Source organism: Thermosynechococcus sp. HY213 (genome assembly GCF_031460975.1).
Taxonomy (GTDB): Bacteria; Cyanobacteriota; Cyanobacteriia; order Thermosynechococcales; family Thermosynechococcaceae; genus Thermosynechococcus.
Genome location: NZ_JAVKVB010000016.1, coordinates 40,357 through 65,150 on the forward strand (window position 1 = coordinate 40,357; position 24,794 = coordinate 65,150).

At 54.2% G+C, this 24,794-nt stretch carries 30 protein-coding genes; 18 read left to right on the top strand and 12 right to left on the bottom strand.

The features are described from left to right. Positions 1-13: 13 nt before the first annotated feature. From RHK62_RS09770 to RHK62_RS09785, 4 genes are all read left to right on the top strand, one after another. Entirely contained in the window at positions 14-1,687 is a 1,674-nt protein-coding gene (locus tag RHK62_RS09770; protein WP_310453658.1) for a YadA-like family protein, read from the top strand. A gap of 263 nt (positions 1,688-1,950) precedes the next feature. Further along, positions 1,951-2,913 carry a glycosyltransferase family 9 protein gene (locus RHK62_RS09775; RefSeq protein WP_302678016.1) on the top strand — a complete coding sequence of 321 codons (963 nt, stop codon included), beginning with the start codon at positions 1,951-1,953 and terminating at the stop codon, positions 2,911-2,913. Then, entirely contained in the window at positions 2,906-3,496 is a 591-nt protein-coding gene (locus RHK62_RS09780) for an HAD-IIIA family hydrolase (RefSeq protein ID WP_206199736.1), read from the top strand. The genes RHK62_RS09775 and RHK62_RS09780 overlap by 8 nt, the downstream gene beginning before the upstream one ends. A gap of 2 nt (positions 3,497-3,498) precedes the next feature. Beyond that, the gene (locus RHK62_RS09785) at positions 3,499-4,002 is read left to right on the top strand and encodes a hypothetical protein (RefSeq protein WP_206199737.1); all 504 of its coding nucleotides are present in this window, start codon (positions 3,499-3,501) and stop codon (positions 4,000-4,002) included. Here the strand turns inward: RHK62_RS09785 and RHK62_RS09790 are convergent. Together RHK62_RS09790 and RHK62_RS09795 are read right to left on the bottom strand one after the other, a co-directional pair. Next, entirely contained in the window at positions 3,991-4,686 is a 696-nt protein-coding gene (locus RHK62_RS09790; protein ID WP_206199738.1) for a Crp/Fnr family transcriptional regulator, read from the bottom strand. The two genes, RHK62_RS09785 and RHK62_RS09790, sit on opposite strands and share 12 nt — an antisense overlap. 5 nt (positions 4,687-4,691) lie before the next feature. Continuing rightward, a complete protein-coding gene (locus RHK62_RS09795) occupies positions 4,692-5,150 on the bottom strand; it encodes a hypothetical protein (protein WP_310453659.1) in 459 nt (152 codons plus the stop codon). Between the two features lie 353 nt (positions 5,151-5,503). Here RHK62_RS09795 and RHK62_RS09800 point away from each other — a divergent pair, with 353 nt between their 5' ends. Genes RHK62_RS09800 through RHK62_RS09810 form a run of 3 tightly spaced genes read left to right on the top strand, consistent with a single transcriptional unit; the run spans position 5,504 to position 6,571 of the window. Further along, positions 5,504-5,713: a DUF2997 domain-containing protein gene (locus RHK62_RS09800; protein ID WP_190278215.1), complete on the top strand. Its 210-nt coding sequence runs from the start codon at positions 5,504-5,506 to the stop codon at positions 5,711-5,713. A 20-nt stretch (positions 5,714-5,733) separates the two neighbouring features. Then, a complete protein-coding gene (locus tag RHK62_RS09805) occupies positions 5,734-6,120 on the top strand; it encodes a DUF1257 domain-containing protein (protein WP_149818434.1) in 387 nt (128 codons plus the stop codon). A 22-nt stretch (positions 6,121-6,142) separates the two neighbouring features. Then, positions 6,143-6,571, top strand: coding sequence for a ferredoxin (locus RHK62_RS09810; RefSeq protein ID WP_206199741.1), 429 nt, complete (start codon positions 6,143-6,145; stop codon positions 6,569-6,571). On the opposite strand, the gene RHK62_RS09815 is transcribed toward RHK62_RS09810, so the two are convergent. Continuing rightward, positions 6,558-6,989, bottom strand: coding sequence for an NfeD family protein (locus RHK62_RS09815; RefSeq protein WP_206199742.1), 432 nt, complete (start codon positions 6,987-6,989; stop codon positions 6,558-6,560). The genes RHK62_RS09810 and RHK62_RS09815 overlap by 14 nt on opposite strands. Positions 6,990-7,192: 203 nt before the next feature. On the opposite strand from RHK62_RS09815, the gene RHK62_RS09820 reads away from it, so the two are divergent. The 3 genes from RHK62_RS09820 to RHK62_RS09830 are packed head-to-tail and all read left to right on the top strand — an operon-like array spanning position 7,193 to position 8,908. Beyond that, positions 7,193-7,369 carry a hypothetical protein gene (locus tag RHK62_RS09820; RefSeq protein WP_190278217.1) on the top strand — a complete coding sequence of 59 codons (177 nt, stop codon included), beginning with the start codon at positions 7,193-7,195 and terminating at the stop codon, positions 7,367-7,369. Positions 7,370-7,407: 38 nt separating this feature from the next. Continuing rightward, positions 7,408-8,172, top strand: coding sequence for an EI24 domain-containing protein (locus RHK62_RS09825; RefSeq protein ID WP_310453660.1), 765 nt, complete (start codon positions 7,408-7,410; stop codon positions 8,170-8,172). Continuing rightward, positions 8,153-8,908 carry a DUF429 domain-containing protein gene (locus RHK62_RS09830; RefSeq protein WP_310438245.1) on the top strand — a complete coding sequence of 252 codons (756 nt, stop codon included), beginning with the start codon at positions 8,153-8,155 and terminating at the stop codon, positions 8,906-8,908. The genes RHK62_RS09825 and RHK62_RS09830 overlap by 20 nt, the downstream gene beginning before the upstream one ends. Here the strand turns inward: RHK62_RS09830 and RHK62_RS09835 are convergent. Continuing rightward, positions 8,905-9,204 (bottom strand): DUF6825 family protein, encoded by a 300-nt coding sequence (locus tag RHK62_RS09835; protein WP_206199745.1) that lies wholly within the window; start codon positions 9,202-9,204, stop codon positions 8,905-8,907. The genes RHK62_RS09830 and RHK62_RS09835 overlap by 4 nt on opposite strands. Before the next feature lie 285 nt (positions 9,205-9,489). Here RHK62_RS09835 and RHK62_RS09840 point away from each other — a divergent pair, with 285 nt between their 5' ends. Continuing rightward, on the top strand, positions 9,490-11,181 hold the full coding sequence (locus RHK62_RS09840; RefSeq protein WP_302678022.1) for a SulP family inorganic anion transporter: 1,692 nt from the start codon (positions 9,490-9,492) through the stop codon (positions 11,179-11,181). Here RHK62_RS09840 and RHK62_RS09845 read toward each other — a convergent pair. The 4 genes from RHK62_RS09845 to dnaK are packed head-to-tail and all read right to left on the bottom strand — an operon-like array spanning position 11,172 to position 15,874. Next, positions 11,172-11,750 (bottom strand): DNA-3-methyladenine glycosylase, encoded by a 579-nt coding sequence (locus tag RHK62_RS09845; protein WP_310453661.1) that lies wholly within the window; start codon positions 11,748-11,750, stop codon positions 11,172-11,174. The two genes, RHK62_RS09840 and RHK62_RS09845, sit on opposite strands and share 10 nt — an antisense overlap. After that, positions 11,731-12,816: an acyl-CoA dehydrogenase family protein gene (locus tag RHK62_RS09850; RefSeq protein ID WP_310438243.1), complete on the bottom strand. Its 1,086-nt coding sequence runs from the start codon at positions 12,814-12,816 to the stop codon at positions 11,731-11,733. The genes RHK62_RS09845 and RHK62_RS09850 overlap by 20 nt, the downstream gene beginning before the upstream one ends. 3 nt (positions 12,817-12,819) lie before the next feature. After that, entirely contained in the window at positions 12,820-13,800 is a 981-nt protein-coding gene (locus RHK62_RS09855) for a J domain-containing protein (protein ID WP_302678024.1), read from the bottom strand. A gap of 49 nt (positions 13,801-13,849) precedes the next feature. After that, positions 13,850-15,874, bottom strand: coding sequence for a molecular chaperone DnaK (gene dnaK, locus RHK62_RS09860; RefSeq protein ID WP_206199749.1), 2,025 nt, complete (start codon positions 15,872-15,874; stop codon positions 13,850-13,852). A gap of 290 nt (positions 15,875-16,164) precedes the next feature. Between dnaK and RHK62_RS09865 the strand changes: the two genes are divergently transcribed. Next, positions 16,165-16,479 (top strand): DUF6679 family protein, encoded by a 315-nt coding sequence (locus tag RHK62_RS09865; protein ID WP_024125163.1) that lies wholly within the window; start codon positions 16,165-16,167, stop codon positions 16,477-16,479. Between the two features lie 9 nt (positions 16,480-16,488). Continuing rightward, entirely contained in the window at positions 16,489-17,628 is a 1,140-nt protein-coding gene (gene ribD / locus RHK62_RS09870) for a bifunctional diaminohydroxyphosphoribosylaminopyrimidine deaminase/5-amino-6-(5-phosphoribosylamino)uracil reductase RibD (RefSeq protein ID WP_206199750.1), read from the top strand. On the opposite strand, the gene RHK62_RS09875 is transcribed toward ribD, so the two are convergent. After that, positions 17,600-18,070, bottom strand: a complete 471-nt coding sequence (locus tag RHK62_RS09875) for a hypothetical protein (RefSeq protein ID WP_206199751.1) — start codon at positions 18,068-18,070, stop codon at positions 17,600-17,602. The genes ribD and RHK62_RS09875 overlap by 29 nt on opposite strands. 616 nt (positions 18,071-18,686) lie before the next feature. Here RHK62_RS09875 and RHK62_RS09880 point away from each other — a divergent pair. The 3 genes from RHK62_RS09880 (at position 18,687) to RHK62_RS09890 (ending at position 22,191) form a co-directional block, all read left to right on the top strand. Next, positions 18,687-20,015 (top strand): peptidoglycan DD-metalloendopeptidase family protein, encoded by a 1,329-nt coding sequence (locus RHK62_RS09880; RefSeq protein WP_310453662.1) that lies wholly within the window; start codon positions 18,687-18,689, stop codon positions 20,013-20,015. A gap of 3 nt (positions 20,016-20,018) precedes the next feature. Beyond that, positions 20,019-21,539: a uroporphyrinogen-III C-methyltransferase gene (cobA, locus tag RHK62_RS09885; protein ID WP_302678026.1), complete on the top strand. Its 1,521-nt coding sequence runs from the start codon at positions 20,019-20,021 to the stop codon at positions 21,537-21,539. Positions 21,540-21,600: 61 nt separating this feature from the next. Continuing rightward, positions 21,601-22,191 (top strand): chromophore lyase CpcT/CpeT, encoded by a 591-nt coding sequence (locus RHK62_RS09890; protein WP_206199753.1) that lies wholly within the window; start codon positions 21,601-21,603, stop codon positions 22,189-22,191. Here RHK62_RS09890 and lgt read toward each other — a convergent pair. The 3 genes from lgt to rpmI are packed head-to-tail and all read right to left on the bottom strand — an operon-like array spanning position 22,188 to position 23,598. Further along, complete coding sequence (lgt, locus tag RHK62_RS09895; protein ID WP_310453663.1) at positions 22,188-22,994, bottom strand: prolipoprotein diacylglyceryl transferase; 807 nt, start codon at positions 22,992-22,994, stop codon at positions 22,188-22,190. The two genes, RHK62_RS09890 and lgt, sit on opposite strands and share 4 nt — an antisense overlap. Positions 22,995-23,008: 14 nt before the next feature. Continuing rightward, positions 23,009-23,359 carry a 50S ribosomal protein L20 gene (rplT, locus tag RHK62_RS09900; RefSeq protein ID WP_310453664.1) on the bottom strand — a complete coding sequence of 117 codons (351 nt, stop codon included), beginning with the start codon at positions 23,357-23,359 and terminating at the stop codon, positions 23,009-23,011. Positions 23,360-23,400: 41 nt separating this feature from the next. Next, a complete protein-coding gene (rpmI, locus tag RHK62_RS09905; protein ID WP_149818467.1) occupies positions 23,401-23,598 on the bottom strand; it encodes a 50S ribosomal protein L35 in 198 nt (65 codons plus the stop codon). Positions 23,599-23,663: 65 nt separating this feature from the next. On the opposite strand from rpmI, the gene RHK62_RS09910 reads away from it, so the two are divergent. Both RHK62_RS09910 and RHK62_RS09915 read left to right on the top strand, forming a co-directional pair. Then, complete coding sequence (locus RHK62_RS09910) at positions 23,664-24,062, top strand: hypothetical protein (RefSeq protein ID WP_206201667.1); 399 nt, start codon at positions 23,664-23,666, stop codon at positions 24,060-24,062. Then, the gene (locus RHK62_RS09915; RefSeq protein ID WP_302678027.1) at positions 24,063-24,794 is read left to right on the top strand and encodes a photosystem II S4 domain protein; all 732 of its coding nucleotides are present in this window, start codon (positions 24,063-24,065) and stop codon (positions 24,792-24,794) included.

The following is a 24,794-nucleotide window of genomic DNA, read 5'->3' on the forward strand; positions in this document are numbered from 1 at the left end:
TAATAGCACCGCAATGGGGTTTGTGAACCAAGCCAATGCAGACAACACCACAGCTGTGGGGTTTGTGAACCAAGCCAATGCAGTAAACGCCACCGCCGTAGGCTCTGGTAACCAAGCCCAAGGGCTTGACAGCACCGCAATGGGTTCAGGCAACCAAGCCACCCAAGCAAACGCCACCGCCGTGGGGATGCAGAATTCAGCGAATGCAGTAAGTGCCACCGCTGTAGGGATGCAGAATAATTATGATGGCACCACCAACACCTACCTGACCCCTGGCGAAAACAGTACCGCTGTGGGGATGCAGAACCGAGCCACCCAAGCAAACGCCACCGCTGTGGGCAGACAGAACTTTGCCACTCAACAGGACGCCACCGCCGTAGGCTCTGGTAACCAAGCCCAAGGAGTTCGGAGCAGCGCGGTTGGCTTTACAAACACTGCCCAAGAGTCTGACAGCACCGCAATGGGTTCAGGCAACCAAGCCACCCAAGCAAACGCCACCGCTGTGGGCAGACAGAACTTTGCTACTCAACAGGACGCCACCGCCGTAGGCTCTGGTAACCAAGCCCAAGGAGTTCGGAGCAGCGCAGTTGGCTTTACAAACACTGCCCAAGGGTCTGACAGCACCGCAATGGGTTCAGGCAACCAAGCCACCCAAGCAAACGCCACCGCTGTGGGCAGACAGAACTTTGCTACTCAACAAAACGCCACTGCCGTAGGCTCTGGTAACCGAGCCCAAGGGCTTGACAGCACCGCAATGGGTTCAGGCAACCAAGCGCTGGGGGCTCGTAGTATTGCCATTGGCCACCAAAGTACTGCAAATCCGGCTGATAGTATTGCAATTGGTCAGACTGCCCAAGTCGTGGGTGGTGCTACTGATGGTGTGGCCATTGGTAGAGGTGCCACAGTTCAACATGCCAACAGTGTGGCCATTGGGGCAAACTCTGTAACAACACAGGCCAATGTTGTGTCTGTTGGTGCCCCCGGTGCTGAACGCAAGGTTGTCAATGTTGCGCCTGGCCTCATTGCACCAACGAGTACGGATGCAATTAATGGCAGTCAGCTCTCTGCCCTCATCAACCAACTGTTTGCTACCGGAATTTGTTCAATCACTAACGCAACAGTAACGTGCGGTAACATTGCTTTGGGAAATGCTGCTAACCCTGGGGGTGCCAATAGTATTGCCATTGGCAACAATTCGACGACGGGTGCCAATAATGCCATTGCCTTTGGCCCATCGGCACAGGCCATCCATGCCAACAGTGTGGCCATTGGCGCTGGCTCTGTAACAACAGCTCCCAACACGGTTTCTGTGGGCGCCCCAGGAGCAGAACGCCGAATTACCAATGTGGCCACCCCCATCAATCCAACGGATGCTGTCAATAAAGCCTATGTTGACGGCATAGGAGCAGTGGCCTTGGGCGCAGCGAATGCTTACACCGATGCTCAAATCAATCAATTACGGGGAGAGGCCTTTGCGGGCATTGCCTCGGCAGCAGCACTCATGCCGATTGTGCCGGCACGTTCTGGTCAAACCACATTTAATGTGGGATTTGCAACCTACGGTGGATACAGTGCAGCTGGGATGGCCATAGCCCACCAAATCGGACCGGTGATTATTGATGCCGGGGCAAGTTTTTCTAGTGCAGGCTATCCCTTAGCACGCATTGGTATCGGCGCCCGTTTTTAGAACAATAGGGAACTAGGGGGCTTTGATGTCCACATTTGGGAAAAGACGCTAGCCTTTAAAATTGCAGCTAAGCCTCCTCAATACTGCCCAAGGAAACCTAGCCCTATGGATGTGTCTGTGGTCAACCAGAATCCACCATTTATGCTGAATCAGCCAGCAACGGCTCAGTCTTGGATCAAGCCCTGCCAAGTGGTCTCTTTCTGGAAAGGCAGTGGCTTTTGTGGGGCTTTGGATTCAAGGCTTTTTGCTGTTGGAGGTCGCTGATGAAAAATATTGTTGCGCTGGTGCCAGGCGGTATTGGGGATCAAATTTTGTTTTTTCCTACCCTCGAGGACCTCAAAACCCACTTTCCGAATAGTCAAATTGATGTGGTTGTTGAACCCCGTGCGGTTGCTGCCTACCAACTAAGTCCTACAGTCCACCAAGTGATTCCCTTTGACTTCAAAGACCGCAATGCCTTGGCTGAGTGGGTAAATCTGATTGGTATGCTGCGGGATGGGGAGTACGATGCCATTCTCTCCTTGGGGCGCAGTAAGGCGGTGCGCTTTTTGCTGTGGCTGACGGGGATTCCCAAGCGCGTGGGCTTTGCGAAGCTCAATCCCTTGGGGTTTCTCACCGATGCGGTACCTGTCAACCTTGATCAATACAGCGCCGCCACCTACCACGACTTACTGCAAGCCTTTGGTATCACTACCCCCTGTCCCCTGCCCAAGGCCGTGATTGCTGAGGCGGATCAACAGTGGGCAACGGCAGAGCAGCAACGCCTAGGAATTACTGGGCGGTATCGCCTCTTGCACGGTGGCTCAAGTCAGATGGCACTTACCAAGGGAATTAACAAAATTTACCCCCCCGCTGCTTGGGTTGAGGTCGTCCAGACGCTGCAACAGCAGGAGCCGCACCTGCCCTTTATCGTGGTCTGCGGGCCTGAAGATCACGCATGGGTGAGTGCGCTAACGCAGGCGCTACCGGAAATTAAGATTAGCCGTCCTCCAGACTTGCGCAAACTGGCAGCTCTAATGCAACAAGCACAACAGATTCTCTGTACCGACAGTGGCCCGATGCACATTGGCGTGGCGGTGGGGACTCCCCTTGTGGCGCTTTTTGGCCCTACGGATCCTGCCAAACTCCTGCCCAACGATCCGCGCTTTCGAGCCGTCAAATCCCCTACTGGCAACATGGCCGATATTCCCGTGTCAGCCGTGATTGAGGCGGCTCGCCATGGCTAGACCGGCTGTCTTTCTCGATCGCGATGGCGTGCTGAACCAAGAGGTGGGCTATATTCACCGCCTTGAGGACTTACAGCTCATCCCCGGTGTGGCTCAGGCAGTGCGACGGCTCAATGATGCGGGGTGGTTTTGCTGCTTAGCCTCCAATCAATCAGGTCCTGCGCGAGATTATTACAGCATCGATCATGTTCATGCCCTACACCACAGACTTCAGGAGTTGCTAGCCGCCAGTGCCGGTGCGGTGTTGGATGCGGTTTATTTCTGTCCTGATCTCAGCCGTCCTGAAGGGGGAGTGGTTGCCGACTATGCGGGCTGGACAACATGGCGCAAACCCAATACAGGAATGCTCGTAGCGGCCGCTTGGGATCATGATTTAGATCTCAGCCGCAGTGTCATGGTGGGGGACAAAGCGACCGATATTGATCTGGCGCGGAATGCCGGCTGCTATGGGATTTTAGTACAAACCGGCTTTGGCGATCGCGTTCTTGAGGGGAGTTACCAGCACGCCAGTCGACCCGATTACATTGCAGCAGATTTAGCCGCTGCCGTAGAGTGGATTTGTACGCACCTTGCACCCCGTTAGCGATGAGCGCATCGCCAGACTATACCAAGTTTCCCCTTGCTCTACTGTTGCTGGTGGTTCTGGGCTACGTCCTCGTGGGCTGGTATTTGTCTGCCTATCCTTGGCTGTGGTCAGCCTATGCCTCTTTTTTGGCAGCAATTCTGATAGTGTTTGTTGTGGGGGGCACCTCTAGCCTGTTGCGATCGCGCCAGAGCAACCCTAGAAATATCTTTAGTAGCTTAATTATGCGCGTGGGCACCCCCAGTCTCTTGACCGTACTGGTGCTGAGTACCGCTGTTACCCTTGCCATTATTGCCTTTCACGTCTTTAGTGTGATCGCCATTCTCATTGGCACCGAAATTCTCGTGCGCATTGAAATGAAAGCCGCCGGCTACCACAACTGGCAAATTATGCTAGTGCTGATTCAAATGGCCATTTTAGGGGTGTTCATTGGCTGGAGCATTGGGCATTACTTGCTGCCATCGTCTTCAGGGCAATCATTATTGTTCTTAGTCCTAAAGGAGTAAACTTTCTAGGGCACGTAGATTCGTAATGCACAGGCTCTCTGGGTTGCGGCGAATAATCCCCCTGCGCTCCAGCTTCCCAAGCACCCGTGTTACCGTCTCCCGTGCCATGCCACTTAAGCTACTCAGTTCGCGGTGGGGCAGATTCGGAATTTCTAGGCCATCCGCTCCCTGTCGCCCTTGACCATCCGCCAAAAACAGCAAAATATCCGCCACCCGTGACATACTATCCGATTCCCGCAGCCGCAGCCGCCGATTCAGTTGCCGGAGCCGTCGTGCCATCAACTTGGCGAGGCGTATGCCCGCTTGAGGTTCCGTATTGACAAGATTGACAAAATCCGTTGCGGGCATATTGGCCACAACTGTCGGTGTTAGGGTAATCACATCCGTTGAGCGGGGCACTTCCTCTAGGGGAGCCATTTCGCCAAAGAGTTCGCCGGGACCGAGGATATTCAGGGTGACTTCTTTGCCATCAATGTTGTAGGTGCGAATTTTGACCCAGCCACTGAGGATGAAGTAAACTGATGTGCCCCAGTCATTCTCTAGCAAGATCACGCGGTTAGCGGGATGCTGACGTGTCACTACATGAGCTAGGGCTTTCTCCACCACCGCCTGGGGTAAGTCGCGAAAAAAGGGCGTATTTTGTAAAGATAATTCAGGTGCAGGAGAACTACGCCGTTCTTGCATAAAGGTCAAGGCCGAGAGGGCGAAAGCAGAGGCTGAGCAGACAGGTCATCAGGCGCTGCAGGGAAATCAATACCTGTGATCTTACCATTGCTATCCATCATCACAATCAATGTATCTGTAACGTTAGAAAAGGCTACCTTGATACTGACAATATTGTCGTTGATCTGACTCCCAAGACGCTCTTTGTACACGCCTACCCGCCTCAGAAAATTGGCTTGGCGTTGCTTCAATTTTTTCGGTGAAAACTCCCGTTGCAGTTGCGGATGTAAATAGCTCAACGCTAAATCAACGTGATTGCCAAAGAGGGCATCGAGAAATTGTTCAGCACTGTGTACTTGGTCTTGGGGATTGACATTGATGGATTCTTGGGACTCGCCGCGGGCGATCGCTGGCCACAGAGAGGAAGATACCCCCCGTAGGAATGCCAAGGCCAAAACTGTTAATGGTGAAAAAGACTGCCCCATATTTTTTTAAGTTTTTTTATGGTTTTCTGAGAGTTTAAGGCGAAACGAATTTCTGAATATCATACCGCCTTTTGCAGAGGGATTGAGTGAGGTCGCGATCGCCCTGAGGCCGCCGTCCCGTCCAAGAAAAGCAATTCACATATCTCTTATCAATTCTCGACGCAGACTTGGCTCTATAGATGACTGATTCTTCAGGTCTTCAGGCAGCCGGGGGAAACTGCTGCGGAGTGTAAAGTTTATTAAAGCCCTTGACTCCTTTGGTTAGCCTTCGTCACAATGAGTTCCATAGGTTAGGACTTGAATTTTATCCTCGTGAGCGGTTTGTCATAACTGCGAGGGAGTAGGTTGTGCCAATGCTAGAAACCCTTGAATTCGTGATTTATCCCGATGGCCGTGTCGTTGAAACGGTGACGGGAATTTCTGGGGCATCCTGTGCTGAGGTGACTGCTGCCATTGAAGCGCAGCTGGGGTGTGTCATTAGCCAACAGCCCACCGCAGAATACTACGCTCCCCAAGAGGAAGAAAATCAATTGGTTGTTCAATCTGTCCCCTCCCAGTGGTAATCGTTGAGGATTGGTGATCCATGTCGCACTTCAGCCAAATCAAAACCCAAATTCGCAGTTTACCCGCCCTCCAGGCTGCCCTAACGGACTTGGGCTTACCATGGCAATCTGGCTGCCAAGAAGTGCGCGGCTTTCGCGGTCAAACCCAAACGGCTCAAGTCGTTGTTCCCCAAGACAACGGCTATGACATTGGCTTTCGCTGGAATGGCACCGAGTATGAGCTAGTGGCAGATTTGGAGTTTTGGCAGCAGGCATGGTCAGTGGATCGCTTCTTGAATAAAGTCACTCAGCGCTATGCCTACCATGCGGTGTTGCAATCCGCTACTGAGCAGGGCTTCCAAGTGCAGGCCACAGAACAGCAGGCCGATGGGAGTGTCAAGCTCGTATTGCAACGCTGGCGTTCCTAGCCGTTGAAGATCATTCAAAACAATGGAGAGGCACGGGGCAGAGGGGCAACCCCTTGGTTTAGAGCCAGAACTTGGCGGCCAACTTCGCCAAAGTGAACCTCGCAGCGGCTACGAACCTGAACTCGGGGGCACTCACCGTCAGCGCGGTGTCTATGTCGATGAAATTACCTGTATTGGCTGCAAACACTGTGCCCATGTGGCGCGAAATACGTTTTACATCGAGCCGAACTACGGGCGATCGCGGGTGGTACGCCAAGATGGTGACCCCCTTGAACTGATTCAAGAAGCCATTGATACCTGTCCCGTTGACTGTATCCACTGGGTAGATTACACGGAATTAAAACGGCTTGAGAAAGAACGCCTTGAGCAGGTGGTTCCCCTTGCCGGTTTCCCCATTGATCCAGCCACCACGCACCGCAAGAAACGGCGATCGCCGCCTAGGACTGAATAGCATCCTCGGGCATCACAATCAGCGTCGTTCCCTGACGGCCAATGATAATCACCCGCTGATGTTCGGGAATGGCCAAGCGGGGATCACCACAGCGAGCTTGCCAAGAAATCCCTTCGTACAGCACTCGCCCCGTCTCGCCAGCGGGGATTTTCGTAAGTGTTTCCGCCTCGGCGGCTTCCTTGAGGACGGGGGGAACTCGCTTTGGTTGATACCGCCGCAGGAGAAAGGCCACCACAACAGAGAGCAGCATCCAGAGGAGAATCTGTATTGAAAAGCTGGGAATCAGAAACGAGAGAAAGGCAACAATCAGGGCGCTGAGGCCGAGAGTGGCTTCCATAAAAGCCGTCGGCAAAACAAGCTCCATCACAAAAAGAATGATGGCAACAATTAACCAAATCCAAAAGGGAGACAGGGGCATTGCTCTTATCACCCAAGGCAGCCACTTCAACGATAGCTCAAACTCTGCGGCTACAGCGAGCAGGTTTAACCGTTTTGAGTGTATTCAATTCTTGCGAAAGGTTGTACTGGAACTTACAAGAGTCCCACTGCGTCAAGAGAGCCAGCACTCAAGAGAGATTCATCCGATTCTGTACAATAATGACTTCAATGAGGCGAACAACGATGACGGATCTATTCATTCCCCTCCTGGTGGGACTTCTCACCCTTGGACTGTTGACCAGTTGGCTATGGCGACCGACAGCAACGCCAGTTTCCCGTGCTGAACAGGTCAATACCCCTGATTTTGTTGCCGATGCGCCGCCGCCGGATGATGAAGGAACACCGCCCCGCCGTGGATAGGCTAGGATTTTCCTAGGGGCTTCTAGAAGAATGATTGAGTGATCAAGCAGCTTTGGGCAGCAGGACAGCGGTTTCAGGCGGGGTTTTTTGCCTTTGGTCGTGGTCTTTTTTTTATCGCCCGTTATCGTCTTTGGGGCTATCTACTGTTACCTGCCTGCTTGAGCCTCGTTCTGGGGGTAACGCTTATCATTGCTGCTTTCTGGGCTGTTCAAGTCATTGGTGATTATTGGTTTGTGGGTGGGGAATGGCAGTGGCTATACCAAGGGTTCATTGATATTTTGGCAACCCTCATTGCTGTCTTTTTGGCCCTAATTGGCTATCAAACGCTGATTCCCCTTGTGGTGATTCCTTTCCTTGGTCCGCTGCTCAACCGTGTTGAAAAAATTACCACGGGACAAACGATTGAGGTGGGGTGGCGGCGCGATCTATTGAACGCTATTATCGGTGGTTGGTTTGCGCTGCGGGATGCAGTGTTGCAGGTGATCTTCCTGCTGCTTTCATTTCTAACGGGGCCGCTGCAACCTATCGTGATGGCGATCGTTAACAGTTTCTTTCTAGGGCGAAGCAGCTTTGATTACCTCCTTGAAAAACACAGCACCTCTTTGAGAGAGCGCAAGCTCTTGACCCGTGCCTATACGCCACAAATCTATGGTCTTGGTCTAGCGCAGTTTTTGGCACTCTTCATTCCCTTCGTGGGGTTAGTGCTGGTACCGCCAGTGGGAGTTGTGGCTGCTGCTTTGCTGATTCAAGATCATCCACCGCAACAACAGTTGATGGCAGTGAATGCGGTTTCTCGGCGTTGATCTGGCTTGGAAAGGAGGGGCATCAGGGTACTGCTGTTTGCAGTGGCAGGGACAAGATTTGGCGGTGGTCGCTTGCGATCGCTCCCGTGATACGGATGAACTTTTGGCATGGATTGATCGCGATGCACCCTCTGCGCAAGCAGCCATGGTGGCGGTGGATGCCCCCCTCATTATTCCCAATTCGCGGGGAATGCGTACCTGCGATCGCCAAGCTCACCAACTGCTTGGGCGCTATCACGCCGGCTGCTATCCGGCCAATCAGCAATCCCCCTTTGCGCAGCACACCACGGGTTTTAGTCAAGCCCTTAGCCAACGGGGGTTTCGCCATGCGCCTACAATCGCCCCCCAAGCACACGGGCGATTTCAAATTGAAGTCTTCCCCCATGCCACGGCGATCGCCCTCTTTCAGCTTGACCAAATCATTAAATACAAAAAAGGCCGCCTTGCAGAACGAGCCAAAGGGTTAGCCAAGCTTAGGGATTTAATGGCCACCCAGCTTCCCCACTGTGAGCCACCCTTAGCACTAGAACTCACTATCGAAATCCCCAGCAACGGGCGAGACCTCAAGGCTCTTGAAGATCAACTCGATGCCGTTCTCTGTGCCTACACGGCAGCCTATTGGTGGTATTGGGGGCGCGATCGCCACTGGGTTTTGGGTGGTGAGTCTTTTTCCCCAAAGCCAGCATCAACCGATGCCTACTTAAAAACTGGCTATATTGTTGTTCCGCGTGCCTAGCTTTCGCGATTGCGGTAGCGTTGCAGTTCCGTGCGTAGAGCAGCAATTTCCGCCCGCAAATCATCAATCAAAGCTTGCCAATCCACTTGTTGGCTACGCCGAGGCACCACCATTTCTGCTTCTTGACGGGCACGAGCTTGCACCTCTTCCATGAATTGATGGAGCCGCTGCTGCTGCTCGGCATCAAATCGCCCCAGTTGACTTAGGAATTCCACAAATAGATGCTGCGCCTGATCACGCAGGAGCGTTGCGGTTGCTCGACCAAGGAAAAAGGCATCCAGCGGCGACTGACTCATAGGAGTGTCATGACCTCGTAAGTTGCTGCTCTCAATCCCTGAGTGTAACAAAGTTTTACAGTGAGCAAGCCTCGCTCTCTGCCGATTCTCCCCTTTTTGCCTATAGGACAGATAAGAAATTCTTTGATGTTTTCCCTAGACCGATTGTCTCCCCTAAAGCATAGAATTATATCAATTAAATATTTTCTTACCATAGCTACAAGTTATGAGGATACTCCCATAGGGAGTGCTCTTAACAGCGATTTCGCTATGACACCCTCTCTAGATTCGCCAAAAGGGGCAGAAATGCTAACAAATTTAGTTAATCGAGTTCACTTTCGCTATTGGCGCGGCGATCTCTTTGGTGGGCTGACTGCCGCCATTGTCGCCTTGCCGATGGCCTTGGCCTTTGGGGTCACCTCTGGGGCTGGTGCAACGGCGGGACTGTACTGCGTCGTCTTTCTTGGCTTTTTTGCGGCTCTCTTTGGGGGCACGCCAACACTCATTTCCAATCCGACAGGGCCGATGACGGTGGTGATGACGGCAGTGATCACCCGCCTGACCAGTGAATATCCCGAACAGGGGTTATACATGGCTTTTACGGTGGTAATGCTGGCGGGCGGTTTTCAAATCCTCTTTGGTCTGTTGCGGTTGGGTAAATACATCACCCTCATGCCCTACACCGTGATTTCTGGCTTTATGTCGGGAATTGGCCTGATCATGATCCTGCTGCAAATTGGTCCACTGTTGGGGCACAGCAGTAAAGGGGGGGTCTTGGGGGCAGTGCAAAACTTGCCAGAGTGGATTCAAACCTTGAACTCGGCTGCCCTTACCTTGGGCTTGTTCACCCTCGGACTCATTTATTTCACGCCCCAGAAAATTCGGCGAATTGTGCCGCCACAGCTTCTCGCCTTGGTTTTAGGCACGATTTTGTCAATGGTGTTTTTTGCGGATGCCGGTTTGACCCGCATTGGCACGATTCCCACGGGGCTGCCAGCGTTTGTGCCGCCGACGTTTACACTGCCTGCGCTGAAAACGATGATTGTGGACGGGGCAATGCTGGGGATGCTCGGCTGTATTGATTCGCTCCTGACCTCGGTGATTGCCGATAGCATTACCCGCACCCAGCACGATTCCGATAAGGAACTGATTGGCCAAGGTATTGGTAACCTACTGTCCGGCTTATTTGGTGGTCTGCCCGGTGCCGGTGCCACGATGGGCACAGTGGTAAATATTCAAGCGGGGGGACGCACCTGCTTATCGGGCATGATCCACGCTGTCATTCTACTGATGGTGGTGCTGTGGGCTGCGCCTTTGACGGAACCGATTCCCAATGCCGTGTTGGCGGGGATTCTGATCAAGGTGGGGATTGACATCATTGACTGGAATTTTCTCAAGCGTGCCCACCTCTTGTCCCTGCGGGCGGCCTTCATTATGTATGGTGTGATGCTGCTGACGGTCTTTGTGGATTTGATTGTGGCGGTGGGTGTGGGTGTCTTTATTGCCAATATGCTGACGATCAAGCGCTTGGCGGATCTGCAATCGGAGGATGTGAAGGCGATTACCCACGCCGATGATCAAACGCCCCTCACCCCCGAGGAAAAAGAACTCTTCCGCGAAGCCAAGGGTCAACTGTTGCTCCTGCACCTTGGGGGTCCAATGAGTTTTGGCTCCGCTTGGGCAATTTCCCAGCGGCAGGCGATCATGTCGGACTATAAGGTGCTGATTCTGGATGTCAGCAGTGTGCCCCTGTTGGGGGTAACGGCAACGTTGGCCATTGAGTCACTCATCCAAGAGGCACAAAAGCATCGTTTAGCAATTTTTCTCGTGAATGGTTCGGCGGATAAGGTGCAACAGCGGCTGCAACGCTTCCGTATTTTGGATCGGTTGCCGGCAGACCATGTGGTGAGCGATCGCCGACAAGCCCTCGAAAAGGCCATTCAGTTTCTCCACCAACCGGAGGAATTGCTGGAGGTGACAACGGGCAGCTACGAATAACGGGAGACCGCCGGGTTGCCCTGCACATACCACCGCCACGGAATCTCCTGACCTTGGGAAATACCAATGCGAGTGGTTTGTACCACAGGGGCTGTTAGGGGTTGGGGTGGCTTTTCTAACCAGAGGCCGCTCTCTTTCCCTAGCATCAAGCCCGAAAGCTGGCGATCGATCCCCAAGACTTGGCACAGTTTCCCCGGACCAGCAGCACTGCGGGGGGGCAAGGGCGGACTGAGCATCTCAAGGGCACGAATGAGAACAGCACTGGCAAAATTGGGGCGATCGCTGGCGATATTCAGGCAGTGGTGAATGCCATAGATTTGATAGACATAGATTGTCCCTGGTGCCGCAAACATCGGGGCGTTGCGAGCCGTTTGGCGACGGTAGCCATGACACGCGGGGTCGCCGGCCATATAGGCTTCAGTTTCAACAATACGGCCGCGGTAGAGTTGACCATTGGCCTGCTGTCGCACGAGAAGACACCCCAGTAATTCTTGGGCAACCATTGGGGCAGGGCGAGCCAACCACTCAAGGGGCAGACACTGATCTTGCTCAGTGGGAACCCTTTTCAAGCAACAAATCCTCCATCAAGGCATGGCGCACGGGGGCATTCAAGCCAGAGACGGTGTAGAGCATGGCTTCGCGATAGAGACGCTGCACTGTGTGACTGAGCATCAAGGCACTGCCACCCGTTGTCATCAGGGCAGCCTGAGCCGCTTGGACGGCAAGGTGAATGGCGGCGGCGCGCAGTTTTGCATGGTGGGGGGGATTCAGGTTCTCTAGCTCTTCTTGAATCTGGTCGTAAAGGCGGTGCCAGCGATCGCGAAAGTGGTGATAGAGGTCTTTGGCGTCGGCACTCTCAGCGAGAATCTGCAAACTGGCACGGGCACAGCCCATGGGGGCGGCACTGCCCCGCAGCAATTGCTGGCGATCGCGGACGGCCAGCCAATCCACCTCACTGATACCCACTACATCTTCCCGCGGCACCAACCAATTCACCACTTCTGCTTGCACCGTTTGAGTTGAGGGCACAGCCGCTAGAGGCAAGGGCAATGAGAGGTGCAAAATGCCACCGCCAGCCTGTTGGGCATTGATAAAGGGCATGAGGGCAAAGAGAAGACGCCGATCGGGTAAAGGCGCGGCGGCCACAAACATGGTCATGTGCTGAAAGCCACTGAGCCAAGGCAGCGTGCCCCGCAAGAGGTAGCCCCCACTGGTGGGTTGAGCTTGTAGATCCACTGGGTTGTGGCGTAGGTGGGAAAAGCTGACACCAATCAACAGCTGCCCCTTCATTAAGTCCGCCAAGTAGGTTTGGGCAACGTTCCCTTCAGGATGTTCAAGAATCATCCCCAAGGCGGATTGATGTTGTGCCACCAAAAAGGCAAGGGCACCGGAGGTTTGCGCTAGTTGTAAGCTCAAATGCCAGAGCGTGCGGCGATCGCACCCCAATCCCCCCCTTGCCTTGGGTACCGCCAAACGAAAAATGCCCAAATTCCCTAGGGCTTGCAGACTTTCCGATAAAAGGGACTTTTGCTGATCAATGCGGTTGGCAATTGGCGCAACAACGGTACTGAGGTAGGTCTGAATGTCCTCTAGGAGAGGCTGCGCTGCGGGGTCAGCAAAGACCAAGGCATCCATAGTTTAGGAGTACGCCAGATGGGCACGGGGGTTGTAGGACTCAATGGCCTGAAGTTGCCGGTAGAGATCGCGTTCAGCATCACTCAGTTGGGGCGGCAGTGTAATGACAATTTCCACCAGTTGGTCACCGCGATCGCCATCGGGGCGAGGATAGCCCTTACCCGCCAGTCGCAAACGTTGGCCTGTGCGCACCCCTGCTGGCACCATCATTTTCACCCAACCATCGAGGGTCGGGGCTTCAATTTGGCCGCCGAGGGCAGCCTCACTGGGGGTCACGGGGAGTTCACAGACAATGTCGTAGTCCTCAAGGCGAAAGAGGGGATGGGGCGTCACTTGAATTTTCAGATAGAGATCACCTCCACCCGTACCTTGACCCCGCAGCCGAATCCGCTGACCCGTAACCATCCCCGGTGGCAGCGTCACTTCTAAGGAGCGCCCATCCCCAAGGCGAATCCGCTCCCGTCCCCCTTCGTAGGCCTTCTCGAGGGGGATTTCTAGGGTGGCTTCAGCGTCGCGACGACTCACAGCGGTATAGGCGGTTTTGACGGTGCCGGGGCGAAAGTAGTCTGTGTCTATCGTAGGCGAGCGACGGGGGGGATCCGCAGCAACCGTAGAGGTGCGGGGCGATCGCCGACCCAACAGTTGATCCAAAAACTCTTGAAAATTATCTTCACTGAGGTCGGGTTCTTCCCTGACACTGGTGCCATTGCGCCGAGCCATAGTGGTACGTTGGGAAGGGCGAGTGCGAAAGCCGGGCTGTGACCAATATTCACCGTAGCGATCGTATTGCTCACGGCGCGCCGGATCACTTAGGACTTGGTAGGCTTCACTAATATTTTTGAACTTCTCTTCAGCAGCGCGATCGCCCGGATTCATATCGGGATGATACCGCCGCGCCAGCCGCCGATAGGCACGTTTAATTTCCTCAGTGCTCGCACCTCGATCCACGCCCAAAAGCTGGTAGTAATCTCGAAAATTACGCATCGACAGTCCTATCTACACTCACAGTTGCGGCAAACAATGCAAACAAGTTCTACCAGTCGTCGTCATCCCAATCCTCCCATGCGGCTGAATCACTGCGCTGGGAATACCCCCGAGAACGCCGCGTCCGGGGTGGCTCATCCCACTCATCCTCATAATCGTCACGCCGCCGCTCTCGACCCCGCACCGCATCAAGGCCTTTATTGACTGCTTCCTTGAGGTTGGGCAGCTTAAAGACATCCTCATCGTCTTCCAATGCTTCTTCGCTGAGGCGCAGTTGGCGGACAAAGTCGTAGAGCCGCTCTTCAAGAGCCGCATAGGTGAGGTCAATCTGGCGATCGTCCTCATTGCGAATGGCCTCCTGCAATTGCCGCACTAGGGCCTCAATACTCCGGCGCTGATCAGCGGCAAATTGATAGCCAAATTCCTGAGCCGCTTCCCGCAATTGACGTTCAGCGCGGTGAATCAAATCTTGAGCACGGTTGCGCTTCTCAATGCGTGCCCGCCGCTGGCGATCGCTGGCAGCGTTGGTCTCGGCATCCAAGAGCATCTGCTGAATTTCCTCTTCACTGAGGGTTGATGCCCCCTGAATCACCACACTTTGCTCACGACCGCTAAAGCGATCCAAGGCCACCACTTGGAGCAGGCCATTGGCATCCAAGTCAAAGGATACTTGAATTTGGGGCACCCCCCGAGGCGCTGGCGGAATTCCCGTTAACTTAAAGCGTCCCAAGGACTTATTGTGTTCTGCCAGTTCCCGCTCCCCTTGAACGACGTGGATTTCCACTTGGCTTTGGTTATTTTCTGAGGTTGAGAAAATATCGGAGCGGCGCACCGGAATCGTTGTATTGCGGGGAATCAGCACCTTCGTGACGCCGCCAATGGTTTCCACACCCAAGGAAAGGGGGGTTACATCCAGCAGCAGGATATCCTTCATATCCCCGGCGAGAATGCCTGCTTGAATGGCGGCACCAACAGCCACCACCTCATCGGGGTTGACATTTTGGTTGGGTTCACGGCCAATCATCTGCCGCACCAGATCCTGCACCATGGGCATCCGCGTCGCACCACCCACTAGCACCACGGCATCAATTTGAGCGGGGGTTAAATGGGCATCCATCAGTGCCTGTTCGACCGGATAGCGCAGCCGTTGCAGCAGGTCTTGGCTCAGGTCTTCAAATTGGCGACGACTGAGGGTGGTTTCAATGTGTTTTGGCCCATCCGCTGTGGCGGTGACAAAGGGCAGATCGATATTGGTTTCCAGTAAGCCTGAAAGTTCAATTTTGGCTTTTTCGGCAGCATCGGTGAGCCGTTGTAGCGACTGGCGATCGCGCCGTAAATCAATGCCCTCTTTGGCGAGGAAGTCTTCGGCTAGCCAGTCCACAATCAACTTATCAAAGTCATTGCCCCCCAGTTGGGTATCGCCGCTGGTGGCCTTCACCTCAAACACGCCATCGCCAACATCGAGAATGGAGACATCAAAGGTGCCACCGCCAAGGTCAAAAACGAGAATCGTCTGCTCCTTCTGGCGATCGAGGCCATAGGCAAGGGCTGCTGCCGTCGGTTCATTAATAATCCGCCGCACATTCAGACCCGCAATCCGCCCAGCATCACGGGTGGCTTGCCGCTGTGAATCATTAAAGTAGGCGGGGACAGTAATCACCGCATCGGTGACGGGTTCCCCTAGATAGCGGCTGGCATCCTCCACCAGCTTGCGCAAGACCATGGCTGAAATTTCTTCGGGGGCAAATTCCCGTTGCAAGCGTGGGCACTTGATGCGCACTTTACCCGATTCATCGCGGCGAATCGTATAGGGTACCCGCTTGGATTCAGCCGTCAGTTCACTGTATTCGCGGCCAATAAACCGCTTCACGGCATAGAAGGTGTTTTGGGGATTGAGCACCGCCTGTCGCCGCGCCAACTGACCCACAAGGCGCTCGCCATCTTTGCCAAAGGCCACCACAGAGGGGGTGGTGCGGGAGCCTTCTGCATTGGCAATCACAACGGGTTTTCCCCCTTCCAACACAGCAATGACGGAATTGGTTGTCCCCAAATCAATGCCAACAATTTTGCCCATGCCGTTTGAACGACTCCGCACTGGTTAGAATAAATGAATAGCGTTATAGTAACGGATTATTTACCCTTTGTTACGCTTATTCGATTGTACGAGATCTGCCCCAGACCGTCAGAGAATCACTCTTTCCCCTGTGCTGCGCGATCGCTACAACGATATGAACAACCTCAGTCCCCACACCTCCCATTCACCGCTGCTCATCTTTTGAAGTCTAGCGGTAAGATGACAGGCAAGAGGTTGCAGCACAGCTTATCAACTGTTGCTACGCCCAATTCCGAGAAGGAGACCGTTCTATGCTACACCGCAAGCTTTATCAACTCTATACCGACGGCCAAGAAGTCTGGATTTACTTGCGGGATCAACAACGCCTGATTGACCGGGCACGCATTGTGGACATCGAAGGGAATGTTGTTACCATCCGCTACGAAACGGAGGAAGACGACGAAGTGTGTGCTTGGGAAGAGATCGTCAATATCGAAAGCATTGGCTCGATTTCACGGCGGCTCGCAGCAGTTCCGCGGGGTTATGCGGAGTTACCCATTGCGGATGAGTGTCCAGAGGCGGAGCAACTGCCGAAGCATTCCTCGGAAACCGAACACGAGCGTTGATTCTTACCCATGCGCTCAGCCCCCGTTGTGGAGGAGATAGCCACGATTGATGCCCAGTACATGGGGCGCTGCCTTGAGTTAGCCGCTCGTGCCAAAGGCTGTACGGCTCCAAATCCCCTCGTGGGCTGTGTGATTGTGGCGGAGGGACGGGTGATTGGGGAGGGGTTTCATCCCAAGGCAGGGGAACCCCATGCCGAGGTGTTTGCCCTGCGCAGCGTCAGCGAGAGCGATCGCCCCCTCCTCAGCAAGGCCACCCTCTACGTCAATCTTGAACCCTGCAACCACTATGGCCGCACGCCCCCCTGTACCGAGGCGATTATAGCGGCGGGTATTCCCAGGGTGGTGGTGGGCATGATTGATCCGAATCCCCAAGTGGCCGGGGCGGGGGTAGAACGGCTGCGCTCAGCAGGCATAGAAGTCACCGTCGGCGTGCGGGAAGCAGAGTGTCAACGCCTGAACGAAGCGTTTGTGCATCGGGTGCGCTATCAGCGTCCCTTTGGCATTTTCAAATACGCCATGACCCTCGATGGCAAAATTGCCTCCAGTGCCGGCCACAGTCTCTGGGTGAGTGGTGAAGCCGCACGCGCCATGGTGCATCAACTGCGCTCTGAATGCGATGCCGTGATTGTGGGGGGCAATACCGTGCGTCTGGATAATCCCCTTTTGACCTCGCGCCATGAGCGCAATCCCCTACGGGTGGTGATGAGTCGTACCCTTGATCTACCGCCGAATGCCTCTTTGTGGGAAACGACCACGGCTCCAACATTGGTGGTTACCGCTGCTTCACCCCAACATCCCCTCATTCCCCAATTGCAGGCACGGGGCGTGGAGGTGGTGCACCGAGAGCCGCTAACACCGACCACCGTTATGGCAGAGCTGCATCAACGGGGCATTATGACGGTGCTTTGGGAGTGCGGCGGTTCCCTTGCAGCGGCAGCGATCGCCGAAGGCATGGTACAGAAAGTGTGGGCATTTATTGCGCCAAAAATTATTGGTGGCTCCGATGCCCCCGCCCCAGTGGCCGATCTCGGCTTAACCAAGATGAATGAGGCCTTGTGCCTCGAGGACGTGACTTGGCAAACCGTGGGCGAGGACATTCTCGTGGTGGGCTACCTACCGCCTAGGCCTCGGGTTCCGTCAATTCAATAATGGTACAGCCCGTTTCTGTGGGGGGCGTATCCGCCTGCTCATAGAGCAAATCAATCCACAGTGACTCCGGGTAGGGCTTGCGACTAGAGACATAAAAAAGCCAATGCTGGCTGACATTGAGGGACTCGCGCCGCAGCTTGGCCATTGCCGGGGTTGTAATCAGGCGCAGAGCAGCGTTGGCATTGCGCCACTGCTCAATAATCCCAGCCGCCACCCGCAGGGTTTCCCCCTCGCTATTTTCTAATTCCAAAATGCCGTCAATGTGGATACTCTCCCACCAGTGCTGTGGATCCCGCAGATCCAATCCTTGGCCATCCATATAGTCAATGAGGTTGGGAAGATATTCGCGAATAAAGTTTTGGACAACACTAAAGGGAGGAAAAGGACGCAAGACTTTGAGGCGGCTTGCTGTTTGTTGAAACCACAGCTTGTGGTAAGTCATGGGGACAACGCTCCATCAAAAAGGCGATCGCCAAAAATCGTTACAAACTGGTTTATTTTACCAAGCAAGCTTGCTCTAATTGTTCCTAAGAGCGAAGATGAATATGTGCCACTTTTAGCGCAATTTGGCACAAGTGTTATAGGACAATTTTGATTGAACGACCAACGCTGAGAAGGATGTCAACTGACTTACATTATTAAAAAAAACTATACACACTGATTAGCTAACTTTACTCTACTTATTTATTTATTGGAAATAATGATTTTTCTTTCATGGGTAGTAATTAAGCCCAAGTCGTGATGAATTCAGGTTTTTTTGATTATTGACCAGTAGGTAGAAAATTCGTATTTTTATTTTGCAGCAAGTAATTCACCCCCCCAGAGAGGGCAGGACGAGGCAAGGGGGTGGCTTGTCATTTGGTTGTGGATTGGGTAAAGTCACCTAGAAGTTTCGTCGTGGTGCCAAAACACCCTTTGCATAAACAACAGATTGGGACAGTTTTAGGCATAGATGCGGCGAGTGGCCTCTGGCTACCTTGGACGATTGCTCATGATGTGTGTTCTCGGTTCACCGCTTTGTCGAATCACTGTCAATTTTGTGTGCGAGGAGGATTACCTTGAGCAACGATAGTCGTACCCCTACCGCCTCTCAGGATGCACCCCTTGCGTCTGCTGCTATGCTTGGTCGTTCGCTGCGCTCCCTTTGTTCCTGTCTGCCCCTGCTGGGTACCTTTGTTCTGATTCAGCCTACGCAAGCCCTTGATTTGACCACTCTTGCGGGCGATCGCGATCTGGGTTCAAAGGACATTCGCCCCGAATCTCTCAACCTCCCCTCCCTCTTCAGCACTGAAACCCAAGACCCGCTTGCTGAATTTGAAAATCTTTTATCCGCCGACAAAACCGACCTACTCTTGGGCGTCACCCAAACGGCATGGCAACGCACCATCCAGCCCCAAGTCAGTTTTGCCCCCCTCACCCTCAGAAGACCGGCGCTGACCCTCTCTGCCTTTGCTTCCTTTGACCGTCTCAGCCGTCCTTCTGAGCCGACCTTCAAAGTGGTGGATCGGCGGGTTCGCACCGATAGCTTGGCGGATCTAGTGACACAAGCCACCACCACTGCCATGGCCACTTTGGCCATTGATACCCCCTTTGCGATGGGTGGCTCTTTGGAGCAAACTACGACGGCAGTTGAACCACAGTCCGCCGCGGGGGAAACGACTCAACTCTCGCAGCGGGTGGCAGTTGTGCACTCTCCAGCCGCATCGACCTCAACTGCAACCCTAGAGCCTGTTCCCTTTGGGCGGGCTGCTGAGCGGCGGCGGCGTACCACCCCTGCCCTAGTTTCAGTCCAACAACCGCCTGCTCGCCCAGCGCTACCCCAGCCCACTGTTGCAAATCGCCCGCAAACAACAACAGTAGCAGCACCGACACCTGCCGCTGTACAGCCCATTGCCCCCCCTGTGCCCGTCAAAGTGGCACGCTCAATTGTGGCTCCCCCTTTACCCAGTAATCTCGACCTACCCCCTCTGCCCAACTCCGATCGCTTTCTACCTAGCCTAACCACCAACTTTATTTGGCCGGCGCGTGGTGTGTTGACCTCTGGCTTTGGTCCGCGCTGGGGACGGATGCACCGCGGGATTGATATTGCTGCTCCCATTGGCACGCCCATCTATGCTGCTGCCGCCGGTGTCGTTACCTACTCCCAATGGAATTCTGGTGGTTTCGGCAACCTGGTGGAAATTCGCCACGCCGATGGCACCCTGACGCTCTATGCCCATAACCATCGCAACTTGGTGCGCGTGGGCCAATACGTTGAGCAGGGTCAGCAGATAGCCGAAATGGGCAGCACCGGTCGCAGCACAGGGCCCCACGTTCACTTTGAGATACATCCCCCAGGGCGGGGTGCGGTCAACCCAATGATCTTCCTGCAACGTACCCAAGGCTAGTCATTGGCGGTTTATTTTGTGGGTGCGGGGTTAGGTACCCCTCGCTCTCTCACGCTCGAAGCATGGATTTGCCTGCAGCAGGCGCAGGTGGTACTTTACGATGCCCTGCTCTCCCCTCGCCTCCTCGAACTCACACCCCCCGATTGTTTGCGAGTCGCGGTGGGCAAACGGGCAGGGGCTGAGGCAGTTCCCCAATCAGAAATCAACCGCCTTTTAGTGGCCTATGGCCAGCAGTACCAGCGGGTTGTCCGCCTCAAAAGTGGCGATCCGGGGCTGTTTGGCCGTTTGCATCAGGAACTGGATGCTGTCCTAGGGGCAGGTCTAGAGGCGGTGGTGATTCCGGGTCTATCGTCAGCGCTGGCGGCACCACTGCTGGCGGGATTGTGTCTGACGGCAAAGGATGTGAGCCAGTCCGTAGCGATTCTGTCGGGACATGCGCCAGAAACCCTTCCTTGGGCAGCGATCGCCCAAATGGAGACGCTGATTTTTTTGATGGCCACCCGTTCCCTGCGATATATTGCCGAGCAATTGTTGAGGCAGGGGCGATCGCCCGCTGAGGGACTGGCAATTTTGCAATGGGCCGGCCAGCCGCAGCAACAGTTTTGGTTCGGCACGTTGGAGAGCTATCTAAATACGCCTCACGTTCCAGACAGGGCACCAGCCGTCGTGGTTGTGGGGGCGATCGCCCAAAAACGCTACCCTTTGGCTAGTCTAGATCTGGTCTTCCCTGAATTTTTGAAGATTTCCCCATCAGCCATGTCTCCGCTCCACGGCAAAACCATTCTCGTCACCCGGGCAGCAGCGCAAGCGAGTGACTTTACGCAGCAACTGACAGCCGCCGGTGCCACCGTTTTAGAAATGCCGACACTGGAAATCGTTCCCCCCAGTTCTTGGCAGCCCCTCGATCAGGCTTTGGCGCAACTCAATACCTTTGACTGGCTCATTCTCACGTCCCACAATGCCGTTAGCTTTTTTATGGAACGGTTGCAGCATCATGGCAAGGATAGTCGTACCCTCGCGGGTCTCAAGATTGCTGTTGTTGGCGAAAAAACCGCCCAAACCCTCAGCAGTTACGGCTTAGTGGCTGACTTCACCCCCAGTGAATTTGTCGCCGATGCCCTAGTGGCAGAATTCCCAGAACCTGTAGCGGGGTTGCGTTTTCTCTTCCCACGGGTTGAAAAGGGTGGGCGACCCGTGCTAGTAGAGACCTTTACAGCGGCCGGGGCTGAGGTTGTTGAGGTGCCCGCCTACGATTCCCGCTGTCCCCAAACTGTTGATGCCCAAGTCTTAGGGGCGCTGCAAGGGGGTCAAGTGGATATGATCACGTTTACCAGTTCTAAGACGGTGAAACACTTTTGCCAATTGGTGGGTGCGCAGGCGGCAGAGTTACTTCAGACTGTGCAGATTGCCAGTATTGGCCCGCAAACCTCGCAAACTTGTCGCGAACTCTTGGGACGGGTGGATACTGAAGCCACAGAGCATACCCTTGAGGGACTCCTTCAGGCATTATTACGGATCACTTAGTGCTTTGGGTGCACCAATCCGCTAGTGTGAAAAAAGGACTGTTGTAAGGCAATTGTGGAGCATGACACACGCAACCGATGTGCTGACCCTTGGCCGTTGGATGGCGGCGGATTTTAGTAACCAAGCCCAAGCCTTTGAGAATCCCCCCTTCTATGCCCATATTCGGGTGTGTATGCGCCCCCTGCCCAGTGGTCTTTTGGAGGGCATTGCCCTTTATGTGGAACAGGCCTACGACTATTTGCTAGGGGTGCCCTACCGCACACGGGTTTTAGAACTGGTGCCCGCCAATGATCACATTGTGATTAAAAATTACGTACTCAAGGATGAAAAACGCTTCTTTGGCGCAGCTCGCGATCGCCAGCGGCTTCAGGCGATGACAGCCGATGATTTGGAACTCCTCTGTGGCTGCAATATGCTCACCTACTGGACAGGGCACAGCTTTCGCGGTGAAGTGGAGCCGGGCAAAGCCTGTAAAGTCGTGCGTAAAGGACGGGAAACCTATCTTGATAGCACGTTTGAAATTGATGGCGATCGCTTCATTAGCCACGATCGCGGACGGGATCCCGAAACCGATGAGCACGTTTGGGGCTCCGTGGCAGGTCCCTTTCACTTTGTGCGCTGGCAGAGCTTTGCTGATGAAATTATTGCCTAGGCGGTTTGCCAATCGGGTAACGGTTTGCCTTGGTAATAAAGGCGAAAGAGTCCCCAAGCCCCTAGGGCGATCGCAACCAAGCTAACCACTTGGGCAATTCGCAGCAGCCCCAACATCAGGCTGTCCATGCGCAGTCCTTCAATCCAGAAGCGACCCAAGCTGTAGGCAATGGCATAAACCATCAGGAGCGTTCCCGGTTTTTGATAGCGAGGTTGACGAAAGAGCCACAGCAGGAGAACAAAGACTCCTAGGTTCCAAAGGGACTCATAGAGAAACGTGGGGTGGTAATAGGCTTCGTTGATTAGCGCCGGGGGACGCTGCGGCGCAGGGATATAGAGTTTCCACGGCAAATCCGTAGGGGCACCAAAGGCCTCAGAGTTAAAGAAATTGCCCCAGCGTCCAATGGCCTGTCCCAAAATTAGTGAAGGGGCAATGACATCCGCCACTTGCCAAAAGGAAAGCCGCTGCACATAGGTAAAGATCGCCATCGCTAGCATACCGCCGAGGATGGCACCGTGAATGGCAATGCCGCCTTTCCAAATTTGCACCACTTGATCTAAGTGCTTTTGGTAAAAGCCCCAGTGAAAGGCGACGTAATAGAGCCGGGCAGCGGGAATAGCGGCAACCACAAGCCAAATCGACAGATCCGCAATCAGATCAGGATCAATCTGCCGCTGGCGTGCCAAGCGTTGACTCAGCCAAATGCCAATAAAGACGGCGGCAGCAATGAGTAGACCGTACCACCGTAGGGTGATGAACCCTAGCTCAAGGGTGGCACCGGGGGATTGGAAAGTGGCGATCATGCCTAGAATAGGTTCTAAACAGCGCGAGCAGTCTGAATGACAGTGGCAAAGGCGTCCGTATCCAACACGGCCAATTGAGCCAGCATCTTGCGATTGAGTTGAATATCGGCTTTTTTGAGGGCGCCCATGAGTTGACTGTAGCTCATGCCATGTTGACGCGCAGCAGCGTTAATCCGCGCAATCCAGAGCCGCCGAAAGTCCCGTTTGCGCCGCCGGCGATCGCGATAGGCATTGCACAGTGCCTTCATGACCACCTGATTGGCGGTGCGGAAGAGCTTGGAGTGCGCCGCACGATAGCCCTTGGCGAGCTTGAGAATTTTTTTACGCCGTTTGCGGGCAACGTTACCCCGTTTGACCCTTGCCATAGTTCAATTTCACCCTTGATCAAAAACTAAAAATTTATCAATTAAGCGTAGGGCAGCATCAGCGATACTCGCTCAAAATCCCGTGGATCGACGAGGGCTTTGTGGGAAAGACGATTCTTGCGATCGCTCCCCTTATGTTCGAGTAAGTGATTTTTGTTGGCCTTACGGCGGACAAACTTACCACTGCCCGTCGTCCGAAATCGTTTGGCAGCAGCACGACGTGTTTTTAGCTTTGGCATAGCCTTGCCCTATTTTAGACACAGCTTACTAGTGTACTATTTTGAAGAGAGTCTTGGCAAGCTGCATGGAACTGGAGTTCATTCCTGTCGAAGAGTTTTATTTTGCCCTTACCTTGGCCATGCGCACCCTAGAAGATTTAGGCGATGCGGCATTTGTGGAGCGGGTGCGATCGCGCTTGCAGGAGCGGTTTGGTCAAGCCTCAACGGTTGCTGCCGGCAAGCAAAACACCTTTAACTATGTCTTTCGCGTCAAGGGGGTGGACAATAGCCCCGCCCCGCAGTTAATGCTTTCGATCGCTGACTGGCAGGGAAAAATCCGCCTCAGCAGTGACTATGGCTGGACATTGGATGCGCAGCGCAAAACAATCCGCACCGAGAAATTTGGCGATCGCTCCCAATTTTGCCAACAGGTGAAAGCCCACTTAGCCCAGTGGCTGGAATTACCCGAATTTCTTGAGGCCTAAATGTTTGACCTAGGGACCGCCCTTGAGAGAGCCATTAAAACTTGGTCGGTGGTGCATACTCTCTTTTTGCCGCCAGATCAGGTAGTGCAGGCACTCCGCACCCTTGAGCAACGAGCCGATGTTCATGGTCTCGCCTGGGGGGGGTACCCGCAAGCGGAACGCTGTCGGCTGGCGATCGCCCCCACTGAACTCAGTCTTGAGGAGCAACAGCCGCCCCTTGCTTTGGTGCGAATCACAGGCAACTTTCTCTTTGATCCCGCCACCTACAGTGATTTTGAGCGAGCGATCGCCAATGCCGGTCTTGATGACGGCGATTATGGGGATGTGATTCTCCTTGGGGAACGGGGGGCACAGGTCATTCTCATCCCTGAAAAAGTCCCTACTTTACAAGAACACTTAAAACAAGTGCGGACTGTAGCGGTGACCGTCGATCTCTGTGACTGGTCAGAACTGGCCGTAGCGCCCCCCCAACGGAAATCCCTCAGTACCGTCGAAGCATCATTGCGCTTAGATGCAGTGGCCTCAGCCGGCTTTGGCGTCTCCCGCAGTAAAATGAGCGAGTGGATTAGCCAAGGGCTAGTGCGGGTCAACTGGCAAGTGGTGCAACAACCGCGCTATCTGCTCAAGGTGAATGACCTCATTGCCATTCGCGGCAAAGGGCGATTGCGGATTCAAGAGATTCAAGTGACAAAGAAAGAACGCTACCGCATCCAGATGGAGCGCATTCGCTAA